17 protein-coding genes and 1 riboswitch are annotated in these 20,775 nt (G+C 48.8%); of the genes, 4 read left to right on the top strand and 13 right to left on the bottom strand.

Annotated features, from left to right (window positions below):
* Positions 1 to 4: 4 nt before the first annotated feature.
* The gene (locus tag H7T88_RS22470) at positions 5 to 1,402 is read right to left on the bottom strand and encodes an L-cystine transporter (protein WP_090918005.1); all 1,398 of its coding nucleotides are present in this window, start codon (positions 1,400 to 1,402) and stop codon (positions 5 to 7) included.
* Positions 1,403 to 1,751: 349 nt separating this feature from the next.
* Between H7T88_RS22470 and H7T88_RS22475 the strand changes: the two genes are divergently transcribed.
* A complete protein-coding gene (locus tag H7T88_RS22475) occupies positions 1,752 to 3,452 on the top strand; it encodes a methyl-accepting chemotaxis protein (protein WP_154982784.1) in 1,701 nt (566 codons plus the stop codon).
* Positions 3,453 to 3,690: 238 nt separating this feature from the next.
* Here the strand turns inward: H7T88_RS22475 and H7T88_RS22480 are convergent, their stop codons facing one another.
* The 11 genes from H7T88_RS22480 to cobD form a co-directional block, all read right to left on the bottom strand.
* A complete protein-coding gene (locus tag H7T88_RS22480) occupies positions 3,691 to 5,235 on the bottom strand; it encodes a cobyric acid synthase (protein ID WP_221790424.1) in 1,545 nt (514 codons plus the stop codon).
* Between the two features lie 148 nt (positions 5,236 to 5,383).
* Positions 5,384 to 6,283: an adenosylcobinamide-GDP ribazoletransferase gene (gene cobS / locus H7T88_RS22485; RefSeq protein WP_154958474.1), complete on the bottom strand. Its 900-nt coding sequence runs from the start codon at positions 6,281 to 6,283 to the stop codon at positions 5,384 to 5,386.
* Complete coding sequence (cobU, locus tag H7T88_RS22490) at positions 6,280 to 6,840, bottom strand: bifunctional adenosylcobinamide kinase/adenosylcobinamide-phosphate guanylyltransferase (RefSeq protein ID WP_221790400.1); 561 nt, start codon at positions 6,838 to 6,840, stop codon at positions 6,280 to 6,282. Before cobU ends, cobS begins: the two co-directional genes overlap by 4 nt.
* Positions 6,837 to 7,994: a nicotinate-nucleotide--dimethylbenzimidazole phosphoribosyltransferase gene (gene cobT / locus H7T88_RS22495; RefSeq protein ID WP_221790402.1), complete on the bottom strand. Its 1,158-nt coding sequence runs from the start codon at positions 7,992 to 7,994 to the stop codon at positions 6,837 to 6,839. The genes cobU and cobT overlap by 4 nt, the downstream gene beginning before the upstream one ends.
* A 46-nt stretch (positions 7,995 to 8,040) precedes the next feature.
* Entirely contained in the window at positions 8,041 to 8,853 is an 813-nt protein-coding gene (locus tag H7T88_RS22500; RefSeq protein ID WP_221790404.1) for an ABC transporter ATP-binding protein, read from the bottom strand.
* Complete coding sequence (locus tag H7T88_RS22505; RefSeq protein ID WP_221790406.1) at positions 8,850 to 9,896, bottom strand: FecCD family ABC transporter permease; 1,047 nt, start codon at positions 9,894 to 9,896, stop codon at positions 8,850 to 8,852. The genes H7T88_RS22500 and H7T88_RS22505 overlap by 4 nt, the downstream gene beginning before the upstream one ends.
* The gene (locus H7T88_RS22510) at positions 9,893 to 10,885 is read right to left on the bottom strand and encodes an ABC transporter substrate-binding protein (protein WP_221790408.1); all 993 of its coding nucleotides are present in this window, start codon (positions 10,883 to 10,885) and stop codon (positions 9,893 to 9,895) included. Before H7T88_RS22510 ends, H7T88_RS22505 begins: the two co-directional genes overlap by 4 nt.
* A 416-nt stretch (positions 10,886 to 11,301) precedes the next feature.
* A riboswitch (cobalamin riboswitch) is annotated at positions 11,302 to 11,418 on the bottom strand.
* Between the two features lie 190 nt (positions 11,419 to 11,608).
* Positions 11,609 to 12,268: a histidine phosphatase family protein gene (locus tag H7T88_RS22515; RefSeq protein WP_221790410.1), complete on the bottom strand. Its 660-nt coding sequence runs from the start codon at positions 12,266 to 12,268 to the stop codon at positions 11,609 to 11,611.
* Entirely contained in the window at positions 12,262 to 13,239 is a 978-nt protein-coding gene (gene cbiB, locus H7T88_RS22520) for an adenosylcobinamide-phosphate synthase CbiB (RefSeq protein WP_221790425.1), read from the bottom strand. The genes H7T88_RS22515 and cbiB overlap by 7 nt, the downstream gene beginning before the upstream one ends.
* A gap of 37 nt (positions 13,240 to 13,276) precedes the next feature.
* Complete coding sequence (locus H7T88_RS22525) at positions 13,277 to 14,074, bottom strand: adenosylcobinamide amidohydrolase (RefSeq protein ID WP_221790412.1); 798 nt, start codon at positions 14,072 to 14,074, stop codon at positions 13,277 to 13,279.
* A complete protein-coding gene (gene cobD, locus H7T88_RS22530) occupies positions 14,071 to 15,261 on the bottom strand; it encodes a threonine-phosphate decarboxylase CobD (RefSeq protein ID WP_221790413.1) in 1,191 nt (396 codons plus the stop codon). The genes H7T88_RS22525 and cobD overlap by 4 nt, the downstream gene beginning before the upstream one ends.
* A 263-nt stretch (positions 15,262 to 15,524) precedes the next feature.
* Between cobD and lplA the strand changes: the two genes are divergently transcribed.
* Together lplA and H7T88_RS22540 are read left to right on the top strand one after the other, a co-directional pair.
* Entirely contained in the window at positions 15,525 to 16,529 is a 1,005-nt protein-coding gene (lplA, locus tag H7T88_RS22535; protein ID WP_090918025.1) for a lipoate--protein ligase, read from the top strand.
* Between the two features lie 329 nt (positions 16,530 to 16,858).
* Positions 16,859 to 17,671, top strand: coding sequence for a Cof-type HAD-IIB family hydrolase (locus tag H7T88_RS22540; RefSeq protein ID WP_221790414.1), 813 nt, complete (start codon positions 16,859 to 16,861; stop codon positions 17,669 to 17,671).
* A 305-nt stretch (positions 17,672 to 17,976) separates the two neighbouring features.
* Here the strand turns inward: H7T88_RS22540 and H7T88_RS22545 are convergent, their stop codons facing one another.
* On the bottom strand, positions 17,977 to 18,900 hold the full coding sequence (locus H7T88_RS22545) for a DMT family transporter (protein WP_221790415.1): 924 nt from the start codon (positions 18,898 to 18,900) through the stop codon (positions 17,977 to 17,979).
* Between the two features lie 120 nt (positions 18,901 to 19,020).
* Here H7T88_RS22545 and H7T88_RS22550 point away from each other — a divergent pair, with 120 nt between their 5' ends.
* Positions 19,021 to 20,442, top strand: a complete 1,422-nt coding sequence (locus H7T88_RS22550; protein WP_418792661.1) for an aminotransferase-like domain-containing protein — start codon at positions 19,021 to 19,023, stop codon at positions 20,440 to 20,442.
* The last annotated feature ends 333 nt before the right edge of the window (positions 20,443 to 20,775 follow it).

The raw sequence follows: 20,775 nt of genomic DNA on the forward strand, positions 1-20,775 counted from the left end.
CAGCTTACGCGTGAGCAGCAGAATCCAGCTCACGGCTTTGATCGTTGAACGTGTCCCGATCGTTTTCTTTCAAAATTTTGCTTGTCAGCAGTCCGGATGTCATGGACCCGTTCACGTTGAGCGCTGTACGACCCATGTCGATCAACGGCTCAACGGAAATCAACAGTCCTACCAGAGCCACAGGCAAATTCAATGTGGACAAGACGATCAGGGAGGCGAAGGTTGCCCCGCCGCCAACGCCTGCCACACCAAACGAACTGATCATAACTACGAGGATCAACGTCACGATGAAGTCCCAGCTCAGAGGGTCGATTCCGACCGTCGGAGCAATCATAACCGCCAGCATGGCCGGATATACACCGGCGCAGCCGTTTTGCCCAATCGTAGCACCAAAGCTTGCGGACAAGTTGGCAATCCCGTCGGATACGCCGAGTTTCTTCGTCTGTGTCTCCACGTTCAGCGGAATCGCTGCCGCACTTGAACGAGAAGTAAAAGCAAATACCAGCGTTGGCAGTACTTTTTTCACATACGTAACCGGGTTAAATCCGGACAGGGAGATGATGATCAGGTGGATGACAAACATAATCGCCAGCGCCACGTAAGACGCAATGACAAACTTGATCAACTTCAAAATTTCCTCTGCATTGGTGGTCGCCGTTACTTTCGTAATGAGCGCCAAAATACCGTAAGGCGTAAGCCTCAGTACCAGCGTGACAATCCGCATTACAACAGCGTAGACGGCATTCACCATGCCACGGAACGTTTCCGCCTGTTGCGGTTTCTTGCGATCCAGTCCCAATACAGCTACACCGATAAAGGCTGAGAAAATAACGACAGCCAGTGTAGACGTACGGCGTTCACCCGTCATATCCGCAAATGGATTGGAAGGAATGAACTCCAGCACCTGCTGTGGAATCGTCTGATCCTTCACATCAGCCAAACGTTCCTCCACCTTCTGGATTTGAGCCGTTTCCCGATCTCCCCCTTGAATCTCAATGGAAGTCAGGTTGAATCCCAGACTTGTTGCAATGCTGACTCCTGCAGCAATCGCTGTTGTGATTAGTAAAATAGCGATGATGGAGAAACTCATCTTACCCAGGTTTTGCTTGCCCTTCAGATTCATGATCGCCGAGATAATCGACACCATGATGAGTGGAATAACTACCATTTGTAACAAACGAACATATCCTGAACCGACCAGATTAAACCAATCGACTGACTTCGTAATCACATCCGAACCCGATGTGTAGATCAATTGCAGAATAACACCATACACAACACCCATACCTAGACCCGCAAATACACGTTTCGTAAACGAGATGTGTTTCTTCTGCATCCAGTAGAGAACACCCAGCAGCGCCAGCATGACCACTACATTCACAATTAATAGAAATGTATTCATTACCTTTGTTCCTCCTCAGACATGTATCATCGGTGTTGAACCGATTCTCTAATTTATATTTGGCCTTCAAATGTGACAATGAACAATATAACATATATCAAACTATTCTGGTAGGTATTAATTGATATTATGTAATATCCATGTTAATCATTCTGGATCGATGAAAATAATTATGCAGTTTTATGAAAATTCTGCTATTCAACCCGCGGTTAATTTTGTAAAATGGGTATATCCGCTTATTCGAGAGTTTCGTAAATACAAAAAATAGGTCTTTCTTCGTTAGTAAAAAAGGCCATAGAGAACGGAATAAGGGACAATGTTATTGAAGATGACGTGAAAGGGTGATTCTATGTTTCGCAAACGCACCGTTGCTGGCAAGATCAGGGGCACGTTATTCCTAGTGTTACTCGTTGCCTCCCTGTTGTTTAGTATCAGTTTTTATGCCGTATCCATGAATATTATTCAAAGTTACGTGCTACCTCAGTTCGACAAAGTTCTGAATACGTCCATTCAGGATATTTACAAAAATACATCTTCATCCAAACTTCTGCAGATCCAAAGTGGCGGTGCAGGCGCTGAAGGAGCGGCCATGACGGTCGGATCCTACCTGGCTGATCAATCCAAAGAACATAGCCTGGATGCGGCTTATGTCATTGCCGTGCAGGATGGCAAAGCCACCGTTGTTGTCGCTAGCATCAACTCCAAGTTCAAGACCGGAGATGCTATTGATGTAGAACCTTCCATGGCACAAGCAAGCGAGAAGAAACAAGTGGTCATCAGCCCGGTCTTCTCTGATTCTTATGGTGTACATAAAGCAGCATTTATGCCGATTGCGGGAAGCAATATGCTCATGGCCGTCAGCATGGATGCCAAGTTTGTTCAGGATAAAATTGCTCAAATTTTCTGGCTATGCCTTGGTATTACCGCGTTGGTATTTGTCCTTGGCTGGCTCATCTCTACTAGTATGATCAAAAGAGTCACCAAACCCATCATTAAACTTGTAGAACATAGTAAACGAATCTCTCAAGGTGATCTTACCGCTGAGCTACAGATTAAAGGCAAAGACGAGATCGCCCAACTGGCCTTCAGCTTCCAGACGATGACACATAATCTCAAAGAAATGATTAGCCGTGCCCTAACTACCTCTAATGAGGTCGTTGTCGGTTCCAATGACTTGCTTGAGCGTGTAGAGTCCATGTCCGGTATGGTACAGAACTCCAGCCATGCTGCCGAAGAAGCTGGAAAAGGTAGTGTCAGTATCGCTTCCAGTGCATCCGAGAACGCAAGAGCGATGGAAGAGATCACCCAAGGAATTATGCATATCGCATCTTCTGCCGCCGAAGTATCCGAACAAATCAATGAAGCTGCAACAGAGGCGCTTAACGGCAATCAACTGGCACAAAATGCAGTGAATCAGATGGAACTTGTCGGACAGACTGCTAGCGAATCGCTACGTTATATTGAAACGATGAACGAACGTTCCGTCGCCATCGGAACCATTGTTAATTCTATTTTTGAAATTACGAAACAGATTAACATGCTGTCCCTTAACGCATCCATTGAAGCGGCCCGTGCGGGTGAACACGGACGAGGATTCGCCGTCGTTGCTGGAGAAGTCCGCAAGCTGGCGGAACAATCCAAGACAGCGACCGAAGAAATCGCCGATTATCTCGGTACGATTCGTGAAGATGCCGAACGATCCGTAAGTGCGATGAGCCGGGTAACGCAAGAGATTGGTTCTGGAACTGCTGTTGTACAGCAAGCAGGTTCAGCCTTCCAGCAACTCAATGAATTGATCCAGAACGTCAATCTCACCATTCAAACCGTCTCCTCCTCCACACAGCAAGTTTCTGCAGGTGCAGAAGAAGTTAGCGCTTCGGTGGAAGAAACAGCACAGATTACATCCAAGTCTCGTGAGAGCATGGAACAGATTGCAACTACCGCAGAAATGCAACTCAGCGAGATGGACTCTCATTCGAGCACGGTTCGCCATCTGCATGAACAAGCTGTCGAGCTGCAAACAGCGATGAAGAAGTTTAAAATCGACTAATGATTGATTAAGCTTCAATCGAATCATCCATCAACAATCATCAATAATGATCACATATCTATAACCCTGCATTTGCTATATTAAACATTGTAAATAATCTAATAAAAAACACCCCCATACCAGATGCAATCGTTCAATGACTGAACAGGTCGCGGGTCATGGGGGTGTTTTTTGCTATTCATCCATATTTCTCACTCGGATCATTACAGATAAGTCCTGAACAAAGTGCACATGTTAATTATTCAGGCTGTGTCACGCCCATAATCTCATACACTCGTTGCATATCCAGTGATGATCGCAAAGAGGTGGCTACTCGATCAAACTCCATTTCTTTGCGCTCCTGAGCACTGTATGTTTCCTCCAGCGGAGCAAGTCCCTTTGCTGTACGCAGTCCGTTCAACCAGGAACGCCGGAATTGGTCGCTTTCAAACAAACCGTGCAGATACGTTCCCCACACTTTCCCATCTGATGTGCCCCATCCTTCCAAGAATGCTTGTCCGCCAGCATGAGCGATCTCAAACAAAGCGGTTACCTGTTCAGGTTCGTGGCATTCCGTTACACCCATATGGATTTCGTATCCCTTAACAGGTATGGCCGAAGACTCAACTTGTTTTCCGCCATGTAGCCGAATGGGATGTTCAGGCTGTACGTTCCCCATAGCTCTGACCGTCTGTTTGTGCTGAAGAAATGTTGTTGATAAAGGCAGTTTGCCAAGTCCCACCGCTTCCTGAGCTTGGTTTGCCTCGACAGCATACGGATCAACCAAGTGTTGTCCCAGCATTTGATATCCACCGCATATCCCCACAAGTTGAACATGTTCAAGCTCTGAGTGAGAATGGATCGCCTGTTCCAATCCCGATTCCCGTACATAAATCAGGTCTCCGATCGTATCTTTTGTACCTGGCAAAATAATGGCGTCCGGGCTACCCAATTCCTCCGGTGAAGTCACATAACGTACATTCACGTCCGGTTCACGGGATAGTGCATCGAAGTCCGTGAAGTTGGAGATGCGCGGATAACGAATGACGGCGATATCCAGTTCTGTCTCTTCTTTTTTGCCATGTCGAAGAGAGTCCAGCACCACCGAATCTTCTGCCTCGATCTGAATATCTCTTATATAGGGCAGCACACCCAGCACAGGTATTCCAGTCCGTTCTTCAAGCCAGTCTAACCCCGGTTGCAACAGAGAGAGATCCCCTCTGAACTTATTGATGATAAATCCTTTTACACGGGCTTTCTCATGTGGCTCCAGCAGTTCGAGCGTACCCACAATCGAAGCAAACACGCCGCCGCGATCAATGTCAGAGATCAGAATAACCGGCGCATCGGCCCACCCCGCCAGATTCATATTCACAATATCCCGATCTTTCAGGTTAATCTCTGCCGGACTGCCTGCTCCCTCCATTAAAACGATGTCATATGTATCTCGCAACCGATTTAATGCATCCATTACGGTCTGCTTCGCTTCAGGTAAGAAATGCTGACGATAATCCGATGCGCTCATCTGGGCAAAAGGAACACCATGCACCACGATCTGTGAATGCATATCCCGCACAGGTTTGATTAGAATCGGATTCATATCGGTCGTAGCTTCAATGCCACAGGCTTCAGCCTGTGCCCCCTGCGCCCGACCAATCTCCTTGCCGTCTTCTGTAACATAAGAGTTCAGCGCCATATTCTGTGATTTGAACGGAGCAGGGCTGAAGCCATCTTGCTTGAAAATCCGGCACAGTGCCGTTGTAATGACACTCTTACCTACATCCGAAGCCGTGCCTTGCAGCATGAGTACAGCCGCTGGTTGTTTTACCTGATCTTCCACGGTCCCTCACCCCTGTCTTTCGCGCGATTAACTTGCTACGTAACGATAATGCTCAAACCAAAAGAAAATTCTCCAATGAAATTCTGGGCAGCCAACCTCTACAACTCAACCTCTACAGCCAAAACAGTCCTTGAAGCACGCTTAATACCGTCAATAAAGCCGCTTCCAACAGTTCGTTCATGGCACCATATGTATCTCCAGTAAGCCCTCCGAGCCGGGCACTGATCCGGGTAGCAACAAATCGCCCTATACAATAACACGCCACAGGCAGTACGATAACTGACGTTACAGGATACAACCACCAAGGGAGTGACCCGAACCCGCTGACCATGGCATCGGCAATAGCAATATCCGGTTTAAACAGCCATACGACAGCAATTGTAATGACGCCTAAGACCAGCGTAAGTCCAATCGCAGCGCTACGTGCTCGCTGGACTTCATTCCGCTCCCCGAGCCCTTTGAATAGAACGGCAAGCCCATCATCCCCACGAGCATTAGGCCAGGCTGACATGGCATAGACCATAAACCATCGGCTCCAGATCATAGGCAAAATCAGCAACGCACCGTACAACCAGTTCCCACGGGCAATCATATCGGCAATCAGTGCCGCCTTCATCATAAGGAGCAGCACACAGGCAATAACCCCCATCGCGCCCACTCGGCTGTCTTTCATAATCTCCAGCATTCGCTCACGGCTGCGGTAACTGAGCAGGCCATCTGCTGTATCCATCCATCCGTCGAGATGCAATCCCCCGGTAAGCCAGACCCATACGGTCAAGGTCAGAACCGCTGCCGGAAAAGCCGGAAGCAGGGCACCGCTCAGTGCGGCGACCAGCCACACGCAGAGACCGATTGCAGCACCGACCAGTGGATAATACACCACACTTTCGCGTAGCAATGGCGGAACAAAATCGAGCTGCATTTTCACAGGAAAACGAGACAGAAATTGAAAGGCCGCTGCAGCCGCATGTTTCCGCTGCGGAACGGCTGAACCCGCTGAGCCATGCTTCATAAGCGATACTCCTTACTTTTCAATTCGATTGGAATGCCTACCGTCACGAGAAACACCTCACGACAGATTGCTGCAATGCGCTGATTAAGAACACCTGCCAGATCACGATACACACGACCAAGCTTGTATTCGGGTACAATTCCATCCCCTACTTCATTGGTAACCAGCACAAGTAATCCGGGATAGGTTTGGACCGCTTCTACCAGTGCATCCAGATGACCTTGCAACATATGACCTTCGTCATGTTCATGGGCCAATAACACATTCGTCAGCCAAAGTGTCAAGCAATCCACCAGAATCGTTGGTGCGGACGTTCCCGTATGCCCTTCCCCCATCTGCTGAATTAGAGCAGGCAAAGCCAAGGGTTCCTCCATCGTACGCCAGAGGTAACCGGAATCTTCACGTTGCTTCTGGTGCATTGCTATGCGTTCACGCATCTCGTCATCATACGCCTGAGCAGTGGCTACATACCAGGCTTCTGAGGAACGCTGCATGCACAGACGTTCGGCAAACGAACTCTTACCACTGCGAGCACCGCCAGTAACCAATACACTCATCGGGAGCCATCTCCCTGAATAGGTGAGACCGTTAAAATGGAGGAACCAGTCGAATGCTCTTTCTCACTGGAATCAGAGTCGGAAGCCTGATTCGTTCCGTCTGACACACCCGCACTTGCAAAGGTCGCCATTTCATTCAAAATCAGACATGCTGCATCAATGAGATGCAGACTGAGTACTCCACCTGTGCCTTCTCCAAGGCGCATATCCAGGTCCAGCATCGGCTTCAAATCAAGTTCACGTAGCAGAGCCGCATGTCCATTCTCATGGGAGGTATGGGAAGCGACCATATAAGCCGCACTCAGGGGAGCCAGCTTTCTTGCGATTAGTGCCGCCGCAGTCGAGATGAAACCATCTATAACAACTGGACAACGATGGGCCGCTGCTGCGAGAATAACGCCCGCGAGTCCTGCAATCTCCAATCCACCCACCTTGCATAGCACATCCACCGCATCCTCAGGGTCAGGTGTATTAACACTCAAAGCCTGACTTATAACAGCAGCCTTGCGTAGCATACCTGCATCATCCAAGCCAGTCCCTCTCCCAACAGCTGATGCTGGTGCAATACCAGTGAGCGCACTCATCACTGCGGCGCTTGCCGTTGTGTTGCCAATCCCCATTTCTCCGGTGACAAACAACCCTGTCCCTTTTGCTACTTCCGCGGTAACGACATCCACACCTACTAAAATAGCCTGAATCGCCTCATCCCGAGTCATCGCGGCTCCTTGAGCCATGTTGGCCGTGCCTTTACGAATGTTGCGGGAGAGCAGGTTAGCGTGATCAAGGTCAGCATTTACACCGACATCGACACAGATCACCTCCGCTCTGGCATGACGAGCAAGGACATTGACTGCAGCGCCTCCAGCCAGAAAATTCATGACCATCTGCGGTGTAACCTCGGCTGGAAAAGCACTGATCCCTTCAGCTACGACCCCGTGATCCGCAGCCATAACGATCACAGCCCTGCGATCAAAACGCGGACGTGCCTGCCCTGTCATCCCTGCCAATCGAATCACAAGGTCTTCCAATTTGCCGAGACTACCAGGTGGCTTTGTGAGTATATCCACATGAGCAGACGTTTCGGCAGCAATGGTTGGGTCAGGAGCAACAATCTTATTTAATACTTGCTCCAACTTCTGTTCTTCTGTCTTCATTCAACCAGCACTTCCTTCATCAAAATAGAGGCTCTCTCGTCCTCATTTAATCCATGTCCCGCCGCAACAACAGTTGGGGAACAGCATGATCCGGATGGGATACCATCGCAGGTTTAACGCGAAAAATCTCTTGAATCTGCTCTCCCGTCATTAAACTATGAGGTGTTCCCTCTCCCACTACCTTCCCCTCACGCAAAGCCAAAATACGATTGCAGAACAACGCAGCCAGATTGAGATCATGCAACACCGCTACAATCGTGATACTGCTCTTCTTCTGCCATGCCGCTAACAACTCCATAAACTGCAATTGATATTTGATATCGAGAAACGTCGTTGGTTCGTCCAGCAATAATAATCGCGGCTCCTGTGCCATGACCTTGGCTAGGGCCACTCGCTGCCGTTGTCCGCCGCTTAGGGAATCCAGCGGCCGATCCGCAAGTTCCATTAGTCCCAGCTCTTCGAGCACTCTGTCCACCACACGTGCTCCATCCGCCGTTTCCCGGCCTAACCAATTTTGGTACGGATACCGTCCCATTTCGACGACATCCCGAACCGGATAGGAGATTGCGGGTAAGCCATCCTGCTGCAAAACCGCGATCATCCGTGACAGTTCCTTACGGCCGTAAGATCCGATATCACCACCAGCGATGCTGATCTGGCCTTCACTTAACGATTCCGTTCCTGCTATAAGCTGGAGTAATGTTGATTTCCCGCTTCCGTTTGGGCCAACGACACCCCACCAATCTCCTTCTGCGATCTGCCAATCGGTAGGATGCAGGGCATGATGTTCACCGTATGTTTTGCCCGCCCGGACAACAGATACTAGAGAAGCGGCAGCATAATTTTTGTCGGTCGTCACGGCATCATCCCCTTCTGCAGCTTTTTGTTCCGATGCAGCAAATAGGCAAAAAACGGAGCGCCGACAAAAGCAGTCACGACGCCTAGCGGTATTTCAGTCGGTGCCAGCAAGGAGCGAGCTATGGTGTCTGCCCATACCATAAAAATCGCACCACCAATCGCAGACAAAGGTATCAGCAAGCGATAGTCCGGCCCCACCAGCAATCGCAAAATATGCGGAATTACCAAGCCAACAAATCCGATGACTCCCGAAACCGAAACAGCTCCTGCCGTTAGCAATGTGCCTACAGCCAGCACAGATAACTTGAGCCTGTCCACACCAACACCAATATGCGCTGCCTGACGTTCACCCAGTGCCAAGACATTCAGCGAACGTGCCCGGCTCCATAGAAAGATCAGTCCAAGCAGAAAATACGGGAAAAGGATGGTCGTATACGACCACCCGCGCAGTGCCAGACTTCCCATCGTCCAGTATATAATTTCATTGATTGTCTGCTTCGACATGGTCGATAGGAAGGAAACGACCGCCCCCAAGAAACTTTGCATGACCACACCTGCCAGAATGAGGCTATGCGTTGGTATTTTACGTCCTTCACGAGCCAGCGACAGCACGAACCATAACGTGACTACCCCGGTCAAAAAAGCAACCAGCGGCAGTGTCCAAATACCAATGATAGCGTACTGCAAACCAAAGAATATCAGGAACGCCGCCCCCACCGAAGCACCAGAGGAAACCCCCAGTGTGAATGGATCAGCCAGAGGATTGCGTAATACACCTTGAAACCCCGCCCCTGCAATTGCTAGTGAAGCACCTACGAGCATCGCAAGCAAGACACGCGGGAAACGCACCTTCCATATGATTTGTTCGGCGGCCTTGTTCCAATCAGGTGTAATCCAGTCGCCCACCCATGGCAATTTGTGAACGAGAATACCAGCGATGTCCCGGATGGGCAACGCCACTGAACCGATGCCCGTGCAGATGAGCACGGTAAGCACCAGCAGCGCCATGCCCATCGTTCCGAACAGGATCAGCTTTCCGCTCATTTGAACAGGTCAGGATAGATCGCTTTGGCAACATCTTTCAACCCTTGAGTTACGCGCGGTCCTGGACGGCTCAGCAAGTTAGCATCCAGCCCAATCACAGCATTGTTTTTCACCGCCGTAATTTGATCCCAGCCGCTACGTGCCTTGATGATCTGATCCAGCGTCTTGTTGTCCTCAACTACGTCATTGGCGTACAGGATAACATCCGGGTTCGAGGCGATAACATTTTCTTCGTTAATCTGATACCAGCTCTCTTTGTCAGCAGCAACATTGATGCCCCCGGCTACGTTGATCAGTTCGTCCATAAACTCACCTTTACCTACCGTCCAGCCTGGGGAGAACTCGATGTATACTTTTTTCTTCTCTTCCGGTTTCACGGCTTTTACCGCTTCGGTTACATCTGTTACATCCTGCTTCATCTGTGTGATGAGCTTCTGTGCCTGCTCCTGATGATCGGTAATTTTACCGAAGGTTTCGATATTATTCATTACATCGTCGATGGATTTAGGATCCGTTTTGAAAATGGTAATGCCCAGATCACGCAGCTTTTTCACTGCATCCTCGCTCAATGAAATGCCTCCGAATACGATATCCGCATCTGCTGCAATAACAGATTCTTCATTCGGCTTGTTAATGCCGCCCATTTTTGCTTTTGTTTTCGCCGCTTCCGGGTAATCGTCATAGTCGGATACGCCAATAATCTCATTATCCAGTCCGAGGGCAAACAGCGACTCCGTTTCAGCTGGAGATACAGAGACGATTTTGGTTGGTGCTTTTTCAAAAGTGAAAGACTCACCCGTTGCGTCCGTAACCGTAAGTGGATATTGGGTTTTCAAATCCGTTTGCGTTTGTTCCTGCGACTGCTCCTGTGCAGGTTGCTGTGAGCTGCCCGCACCTTCTTTTGTTGCGGTATTACCGCATCCAGCCAGCGCCAGTGCCAGCATTGCTGCGCTCAACAGTGATGTGAGTGCTTTCCAGTTCTTAATCATTGATTTAAACTCCCCTTCTCTATCTGTACTATTGTTGTTGCTTATTACCTTACTCTTATTGCTCTACCCCATCTTGGTGTTTAGATGAAACGAAAATGCAGACGTGTACACGTTTAACGGAGAGTGCAGAACCAATTTGGAGAAACGAAGTGTTCGCATTTATCACCGGATTTTTCCCTTTGAAAAGGAATCAAAAAATCTGGGGATAACAGCGATCGGAAAATGGTACTGCAATCGAAGTGGCCTCGTGTAACATAGTACTTTTCAACACATCGTGTACAACAAGAAAAATCCCTTATCCTTAAAACAAGGATCAGGGATGACGTCTCGCATACGGCAATCTGTACATGTAACAGCGGCTAGCTGTCCATGCGCACAGAATGGCCCGAAACGTTGTCCTTTCCTCGAAGGAACACCGGCTTGTACGTCCAGGGCTGGTAATCTGACTTACAGGATGGCTCCTGTTTCACAGTGGCGGGACCGTGCCGGATTTGCACCAGCTTCCCCATTTTACCCTTGTGCGCATGATAACTTGTCCTTGTTCTTCATGAACAACGGATTGGCACGCGGGACCCTTAGTCGCTAAAGATGGTTAATTCAGGTCAAACATAGTCGCAGTGCTCTTCGCACGAATCACGTCAGTTCAGGCGTCTCAGCCCATCATACCCAATATGTCCGTCCGAGTCACACTTCTGTTGTGATTATAGGGTATATTGCAGCACCTTACAACCCGATGTACGGAAAATCCATTCGTCTGCCAAGCCAGTGATCCCCTTGCTTTTCAAGATCAATCTGAATAGCCTGTCCAGGGATGACATGTGTATCCCAAAACCCGACGCCATGGATGAGCCGGGACATCATATAACGGATGACACCGCCATGCGTCACAATAAGTGTCTTGTGTGAATTTTCGTGTGAATGCTCCGACCAGATCTGTTCGTACAGAAAAGAATCCACTCGTTCCGCAAAAGTCTGCCACGCTTCTCCTTCAGGCGGAGTTACCTTGTGTGGATCATCAATCCAGTCCCGGTACAAGAGATTATCCTTCAATTGCTCGTAATTCAGGCCTTCCCATTGTCCGAAATGATTCTCGCGCAGGCGCGAATCAAACTTCGCCTGTTCAATCAGCTGCGGTGCAATGTGTGCCAGCGTCTGTCGACAACGAAGCAGGTCACTGCAATACACCGTATTCCATGTAAGCTCGCGACACTGCTCGCGTAGCTGAACCAGCTCTTCTTGTGCATCAGGCAACAGCCCCATGTCGGTATGCCCCAGATACTTTTTTTCCACATTCCACTGGGTTGTTCCATGACGGATCAATACGATGCTACGCTTGTACGGAGACTGTTTTGATCCAAGCTGTTCTAATTCTTTAATTACCACAATAGCGCACCTCCTGCTAACCACACACCCAAGGATGCTATGAAACAAAGGCCCACAAAAGCTCCCGCCGACCAAAACATCAGCCGCGTCGTTCGCACGATATCTTCCGACTCCATCGGCCGCGTAGCCTCGCCCATATAAGCTCGAAATGAAGCAACGCCGTGATACACGTTATGCCCGCCCAGCCGAATGCCTAGTGCTCCAGCGACTGCCGACTCGGGAAAACCGCTATTCGGGCTGGGGTGTAGTCTCGCATCCCGGGCAACCATACGCGCTGCGCCTTTGGCATCCAGTTTCAGCACCCATGCGCCTACAATTAACAGCAAAGCGGTCATGCGAGCGGGAATCCAGTTAGCCCAATCATCCAGCCGTGCGGAGGCCCACCCAAGATGCAGATATTTCTCATTTTTATATCCAACCATGGAATCCAGCGTATTGACGGCACGGTAGGCCATAGCCAGCGGAGCACCACCAATGAGTGCATAGAATAGCGGCGATACAATGGCATCCACAATGTTTTCTGCAACGGTCTCCACCGTTCCCCGAACTACCTCCGGCTCGTCCAGATGTGCCGTATCACGTCCCACAATCATACCGAGTGAACGCCTGGCTCCAGGCCAATCCTGCTCTTTCAGATGGCGGTACACTTCCATGCCTGCATCACGCAACCCTTTGGAAGCAATCGTTGTTGCGATCAGAACAATTTCGGCTGCAGCCGCAAAGATCGGATGAATCAGACCTAATAGAAACAAAAGCCCCCATGTGACAGCAAAAGAACCTCCCGCAATCAAGATCGGGAACCAGATCCCCGCTTTTTTCAGTCCTTTATTTGTATGTACACGTGCCCTAATAATACGCTCCAATGCCGAGATGCCTTTCCCCATTCCAATAACGGGATGCGGAATCCAGCGCGGGTCTCCGATGCATCGGTCTAATATGTATGCAAGAATGATGATCCACGCTCCAGACATGCCAATCCAGAACGATGATGTCCATAGATGCTCCAATTCAAATGTCATTACTGTGTCCGTTCCTTTCTTTCCATTGCAATCCGGCCTGTAGGCTTTCTGTCACCGTGTCATATACGAGTCTGCCGATAACCGCTCCCAATGCAGTAGCCGTGCCCGCATATGAGTGAAGCGGCTGGCTATCATCTGCAGAAATCTGACGTACAGCAAACACAATGGCATCGGTTGTTGTACCTGTGGCAGGAAGTCCGTTCTCCGAATCGGCAATACCTGCATCGGCAAGGGCAGCGGCCTTGGCCTCCACGGCCGTCTGAACCGCATTAACCATCGCTCCAGGGGTCATCTGTCCGTTGAACCACAGCATGATATTAATCGTACCAGGGATATATGGAATTCTGTTTTGTTTTTTCCCATGGACATCAAACACGGTTCTATCGGAACCTGCTCGTGCTGCATTGGATACGCCGGCAGTTGTACAGCACAATAGACCAAATGCCGAACTCGAATACTCCTGAATGGAGGTATGCTCCAATCTGACCGCAGTTAACAATCCGGCACACTGATCGGCTTGCTCTTGCCATTCATACAGCGCCTCTGCGATATCACGGGGTGGATCATCACATCGGTAATGTTTGTCCACATAGATGTTAAAGACACGGTTTAATTCAAGCATCCCGCCGCCATATACAGCGCTGGAAAGTGCGAGAGCAGGTTGTGGACTCTGAGCTTTAACATGCCGTTCATCGGCAGCGATGTGCAGACCCGGCCAGGAAGAGGACACGTAGATATTCTCGTCTCTATTTCCATCTGTAAAATAGTTATAAAACGGGAGTGTCACAACCGCTTCCCTCCCTTTATTTTTTCAAAATGTTGCGTATGCCCCTGCTGAATCCCCTGATCGACAGATGCCATATCCACGTCCTGATCCCCGCTTTGTTCAAGCACACTTCCGAGCACGTCAAGCAACCTATCGTTGGCTTCAGCACCTTTGACCGCAAAACGTACATGTCCTGCCTCAAGCCCCGGATACATGGCACAGCTACGAATCAGAATACCCCGCCGCCCCAAAGCTTCCTGCATAGAAGCTGCCGTCCAAGGCTCTGGCACACGCACCAAAATGAAATTGGCTTCACCAGACGTTACGCTACACCCATACGACTCCAGTACCTGGATTAAACGTGTCCGTTCAATCGTAATCTGCGATATCGTGTCCAGCTCGAACCGTTCCCCGCTGCGCAGACAGGCTTCCCCTGCAATAAGAGCCAGTCCGTTGACACTCCAGGTGACTTGTTTCTCCGTCATCGCCTGTATGTACTTCGAATGACCTATAGCATATCCGAGACGCAGACCCGGAATCGCATAAAACTTCGTCATCGAACGGATGATGATCACATGCGGATATTGATTCAGATCAGGAGCAAGTGACTGTCGCAGGGCCGGTGGAATAAAATCGATAAACGCTTCATCAATAACGAGCACGGTACCCGTCTTTTCGGCTTTCCGTGCTAACCTATGCAGTGTCTCCACCGGATATTGTACACCGTTTGGGTTGTTTGGCTGTCCAAGAAAGAGCAGGTCTACCTTTTCCATCAACTGTTCGATATGTTCAGCTGGCGCTTTCCAATTCAGCTCTTCAAGGCCTTCTGTATGCAAAGTCTCCGCACCGAATTGCCGTGCCAAAGCGCGATATTCCGAGAAACCCGGTTCCACTGTTCCAACCTTGCGCGGAGCAAGTGCCAGCAGGATCAATGCCATACTTTCAGCCGCACCATTCCCTACGGAAATTTGCTCTTGTGTTACTCCCAAACGTTCACCCAGAAGCGCTTTGAATCCCCGATGGCCCGGGTCAGGGTAACGAAGCACCGAATGCAGACCTTGCTGTAATGCTTCCAAAACCTCTTTGGGAGGGCCTAAAGGGTTGATATTAGCGCTATAATCCAGAAAATCCGCTGCATTGCCTCCAAACCTCGAAGCTGCGGTCTCCACATCTCCACCATGTCCGAATACTTCGATATAACCGGTCATTCTTCCGTCATCCTCTCTGTATCTTCTTTTTATTATGAATGGCGTACGTGGGATGGGTCAATCCTGTATTCCTTCTCCATTCATCTGGTTGTCATGAGTCGGGCCCAAATCCGCCTTTATCTACTTGTTTTCTTTGTGTCCCAACGACAATTCGTTTACAATAGAAGAGGAATTTCAGGAACTTCAGTTTTCTGATTCTTTTGTACGAGTATCACTACATAAGGGGCTACGCGCCTCTCACATACATTAATGGAGGAATGACCATGCTGTTTGTAGATAACCAGGGCATTACAGATCCTTCTGTAAACCTCGCGATTGAGGAGTACATTTTGAAACATCTGCCGATGGAGGATGACAGCTACCTGCTGTTTTACATCAACCGTCCGTCAATCATCATTGGCAAACACCAAAATACGATTGAAGAGATTAATATCGAATACGTTCAGGATAACGGTGTGCAGGTGGTACGTCGTCTTTCCGGGGGCGGGGCGGTGTATCACGATCTGGGCAACCTTAACTTCAGTTTCATTACCGCGGATGACGGTCAGTCCTTCCATAACTTCCGCAAGTTTACCCAGCCTGTGGTTGAAGCGCTGCACGAACTTGGCGTCAATGCCGAGTTGACCGGGCGCAATGATCTGCAAGTCGGCGAAAAGAAAATTTCGGGCAACGCCCAATTCGCTACCCGCGGACGCATGTTCAGTCACGGCACGCTGATGTTTGATCTGAATCTGGAGCACGTTCAGGCATCTCTGAACGTCAATCCCGAGAAATTCAAATCCAAGAGCACCAAGTCGGTACGCAGCCGCGTTGCCAACATTCGTGATCTGATTGACACCAATCTGACGATTGAAGAGTTCCGTGATGAGTTGCTTCGTCACATTTTCCGCATGGAGCCGCAGGACGTTCCTCAGTACAAGCTGACCGAGAAGGACTGGGATAAGATTAAAGAAATTTCAGCGGAGCGTTATAACAATTGGGACTGGAACTATGGTCTGTCACCGGAAAGCAATGTGAAGCATACCCGCAAATTCCCGGTGGGCATCATCGATCTGCGCATGAACATCAAGGATGGGCGTATCGAAGATATTAAAATCTTCGGCGATTTCTTCGGTGTTGGCGATGTAGCGGATATCGAGGACATGTTACGCGGCAAGCGTTATGACGAGACTGAAGTGCGTTCAGCCCTGGAAGGTCTCGATGTGAAACATTACTTCGGCAACCTGGAGCTGGAAGACTTTATCGGTCTTGTTTTCCTGGAAGAGTAAATAAAGAAGGAAATACGACATTTAGATGGGTACAGGTTGTTTGAACGAATTTTCGATGACACCTCTAACGGAAAAGGCAGAACTATTCGTTTACAAAATAACGGAGAAGACAGAAAAAACCTGGAGAAGTGAAGCGTTCGCCTTTATCACCGGATTTTCTCCCTTCTAAAAGGGATTCAAAAAATCTGGGGATAACAGCGATCGGAAGGTTATTCTGTCTTCGGAGTGTTCGTGTAAATCATCGGTGGTTCTGCGTTTGGAGTGACTCGTGTAATCTATTTATTTCGTTCAATGAAATAGACACAGATAAAAAAGGAGAGAAACATCATATGACTTACAAACTCATTGCTATCGACATCGATGACACTCTGATCAACGACAACAAAGAAGTTACACCCGCTACGCAAACGGCTTTGGAACAAGCGGTAGCACACGGAGTAGTAGTAACCCTCGCAACTGGACGCGCTTACGCTTCCGCACAGGCACTTGCACGCCAAACCAAGCTGAACGTGCCGATTATTACGTATCAGGGGGCTTTGGTGAAAAACCTGCTTGATGAAAAAGTGCTCTATGAGCGCTATGTGCCGCAAGAAGCTTCCCGCAAATTGTTCGACTACTGCCTGGAGAAAAACTTGCATCTGCAAACGTACATCGACGACAAGCTGTATGCTCGTGAAGAAAACCAAAAACTGCTTGATTATGCCAAACTAAACGGCACGCAATATTACATCGAGTCTGACTTCATCAAAGTCATTGAACAACCAACACCAAAACTGCTCATTATTGATGAGCCGGATTATTTGGACCAAGTCGCTGTAGAGCTTCGTGAACTGCTGGGATCTGAAGTGCACATCACCAAATCCAAGCCGTATTTCCTCGAAATTATGCATAAAGAAGGTACTAAAGGTCATGCTCTGACTTTCCTGGCTGACCATTTCGGTCACGAGCTTAGTGAGTGCATCGCCATCGGCGACTCCTGGAACGATCACGAGATGCTGGAAGTCGCTGGTCTTGGTGTAGCGATGGGCAACGCCATCCCTGCGTTGAAAGATTTAGCAGACTATATTACGGCGAGCAACAACGAAGACGGCGTAAAAGAAGTTATCGAAAAGTTTGTACTGAACGCAGAGTATAAAAAGTAGTTGTACAAAAACAAGAAAGCCCGGATATCACCATGATTTGTGGTTCCGGGCTTTCTTGTTATTTTTTATTTTTGGCAAGCAATACTGCGGTTAAAAAAGAAATCTGTAACGACACAGTAATCCCAACCGAGACCATGATATTCGTTGAATCGGATATATGAACGAAAAATAAAACAAGAATGAATACCAAGATAGAAAGAGCCACACTGGCTACGAAGTTCAGGAAGATTTTTCTCATAACTATACACGACTCCTCAAAGTAAGTACTCTTACTATCATACTATAGAGGAGATTCATCCGGTATTCTAGGAGCCTTGCACAATCACCTTCGTACGTCTCCCTTTCTTCAACCAGCCGCTCACCTTCTCATTCATGGTTAACAGCCCCGAGATAACCAAAACGACACCGACCCACGTCACCCAGCTGACATGCTCTCCGTACACGATCGCACCGAGCCCAACGGCAATTGGAGGCGATATGTATAACCAGGTTGCCGGGAACAGCGGATTAGTGCGTGACATAATCCAATAGAACAGACTGTGCCCGACCATTGAACCGATGACCGTCAGATAGATTACGGACGACACGGCCGGTAGCACACCCAGTGCCGACATATTCCAGGATTCCGTCAGTGCAGAGAGGATAAATAACAGCACACCGCCATACATCATCTGCACCGCATTAATGGCAACAGGATTCATCTCACTGAATTGATGAATGACTTTTTTGGAATATAACGTACCTGCGGAATAACAGACTTCCCCCACCAGTACCGCGATGCATCCCCATAAAAATAAAGAACCTGCACCAAGCGATACGCCTGGCAAAACGACTAGTACGACACCTGTAAACCCGATCAGGCAGCCAATCACCATGCGGGCAGAGGTTTTCTGCCGCAATAATGCCGTTTGCATGAGCATAATCATCAGCGGTCCTGTTGCCGATAGAATAGCTCCTACACCGGAACTGACATGTTGCTCCGCCCAATATAACGTAGCAAAGGTCGCAAATGTCAGACCTGCACCTGTAATCAGCATTTCTTTGCGGAATAACAGGGACAAGTTCACTTTCCCCTTCATCCACATCCATGTAAACATTAAAGCTCCCGCAATCACAAACCGCAGTCCAGCAGATAGAAAAGGCGGCATGCCTGCCTCCACACCAATTTTAATCGCCAGAAAAGTTGTTCCAAAAACGAGACACATTACGGTAAATGCAATCCCTACCATGTTAACCACTCCTTTATCTGTTCTCCATCATAGCTCATGGTCTATAGAACAGAATGAACAAAATAGAACAGTTACCTCCCTTTTGCTGTTACAATGGAGATCAAAAGGAGCGTGGGTCGGGTGAGCAGAACGGTAATGATGGCAGACAACAGCATGAAACGGTACGAGCAAGTTATCCACTATCTCATGGTACGGATTGAGGCTGGGGAGTGGGTTGAACAGGAAAAACTGCCTTCGGTACGAAGCTTGTCCGAACTGCTCGGCGTACACCGGCTAACGGTTTTCAAAGCGTATCAGGAGTTAAAACAACGTGGGATCGTCTATGTTAGAGACAAATCTGGTTATTACGTCAGTCCAGCCAAACCACTATCCGATACAGATCAGGGAGATGATCCCTCCGTGTCGGCCTGGCTCCATTGGGACACACTTGACCGAGTCCAATCACTGGAAGCGGAATATCAGTTTTCCAAATCATTAATCGATCCTGCACTACTACCCAACCGATATTGGGGCGAATTGATGCGCGATCTGTTAGATCAATATCCTCGTCTACTCGGTACGTACTCAACGATCCAAGGCGATCTAGAGCTTCGTACCAGTCTGGCCAGCCATTTGACGGCAAAAGAACGCTTCTACCTGTCCTCTGACGAAGTACTGATTACATCCGGTGCTCAACAGGCGATTGATGTCATCTCCCGTGCACTGGTCAAGCCTGGAGATCGGGTACTGATTGAGCGACCAACTTACGGCCCTGCCATGGAAATTTTCCGCAAACAGGGTGCACGGCTTGTTTTTACCGATATCCATCCCGAAGGGTATGATCTGGAGCAGATTGAGCATCTGATGAAAACAGAGAAGCCACGCCTCTTTTATATGACACCGACGTTCCAAAACCCAACAGGCATCAGCATATCTGTAGAGCAACGCAAACAGTTACCTGAACTGGCTGAACAATATGGCTGTTTCCTGGTGGAGGATGACAGCACATACGATATTTATTTTAAAGAAAAACCGCCTGCGCCAATCTTCACTTATGATACTTCTGGACATACACTGTACATCCGTAGCTACAGCAAATATGTTGTTCCGGGTCTGCGAATCGCAGCCATTATGTGCCGTTCACATCTCATGGCAGGACTCCAGGCGATCAAAGCCCTGACAGATAACGGATCACCACTTCTGAATCAGAAGCTGTTTCTTCGTTATTTCCAGTCGGATCGTATGCATCAGCATCTGTCCAAACTTCGAACTGCGCTTCAACTTCGAATGGAAGTGATGGAGCAGTGTCTGCTGGAGACAGACTGGACATGGACACGCCCCGAGGGCGGTCTGAACATCTGGGCCGAGCTTCCCGAGGGGATCGACACAGGTAGGTTGTTACACCAAAGCATGGAGCACTCCATTGCTTTTGTGCCTGGCACCGTGTTTGATCCCTCACACGCATCAGGTAGCCGCAAACTCCGTCTCTCCTTCTCCTACGCCCGTGAACAGCAGATTCGGGAAGGCATGGACAGACTGATCACTTTAGCGGCGAGAAGTTAAAAAGAAACTTCGTTTTGAATCGATGAAGAGAACTAGTAAGAGCAACAAAGACTCGAAGGAGTACCGGAATTCAGGCTGGATAAGGAAGTTTGGAGAGTGGATTGAACCTCGCCAAGTCTTAGAAGTGTGCAGAATTCTGAATGTACCCACTAACAGTGGGTCAACGAAAGCTCAGAGAGTCAACGAAAATGGGGAAAGGTGTCCAAGGCTTAGGTCAGACCACTTTTTGTCTATAATCAAAACGGCTGTTTCCTCTGTGGGCACATCGATGTCCACTTCATGCCAACGCTAACGATCACCAGCGGTTCAACCCCTTAATATTGGACACTAGCT

The organism is Paenibacillus cucumis (ex Kampfer et al. 2016) (assembly GCF_019748695.1).
Lineage (GTDB): Bacteria > Bacillota > Bacilli > Paenibacillales > Paenibacillaceae > Paenibacillus > Paenibacillus polysaccharolyticus.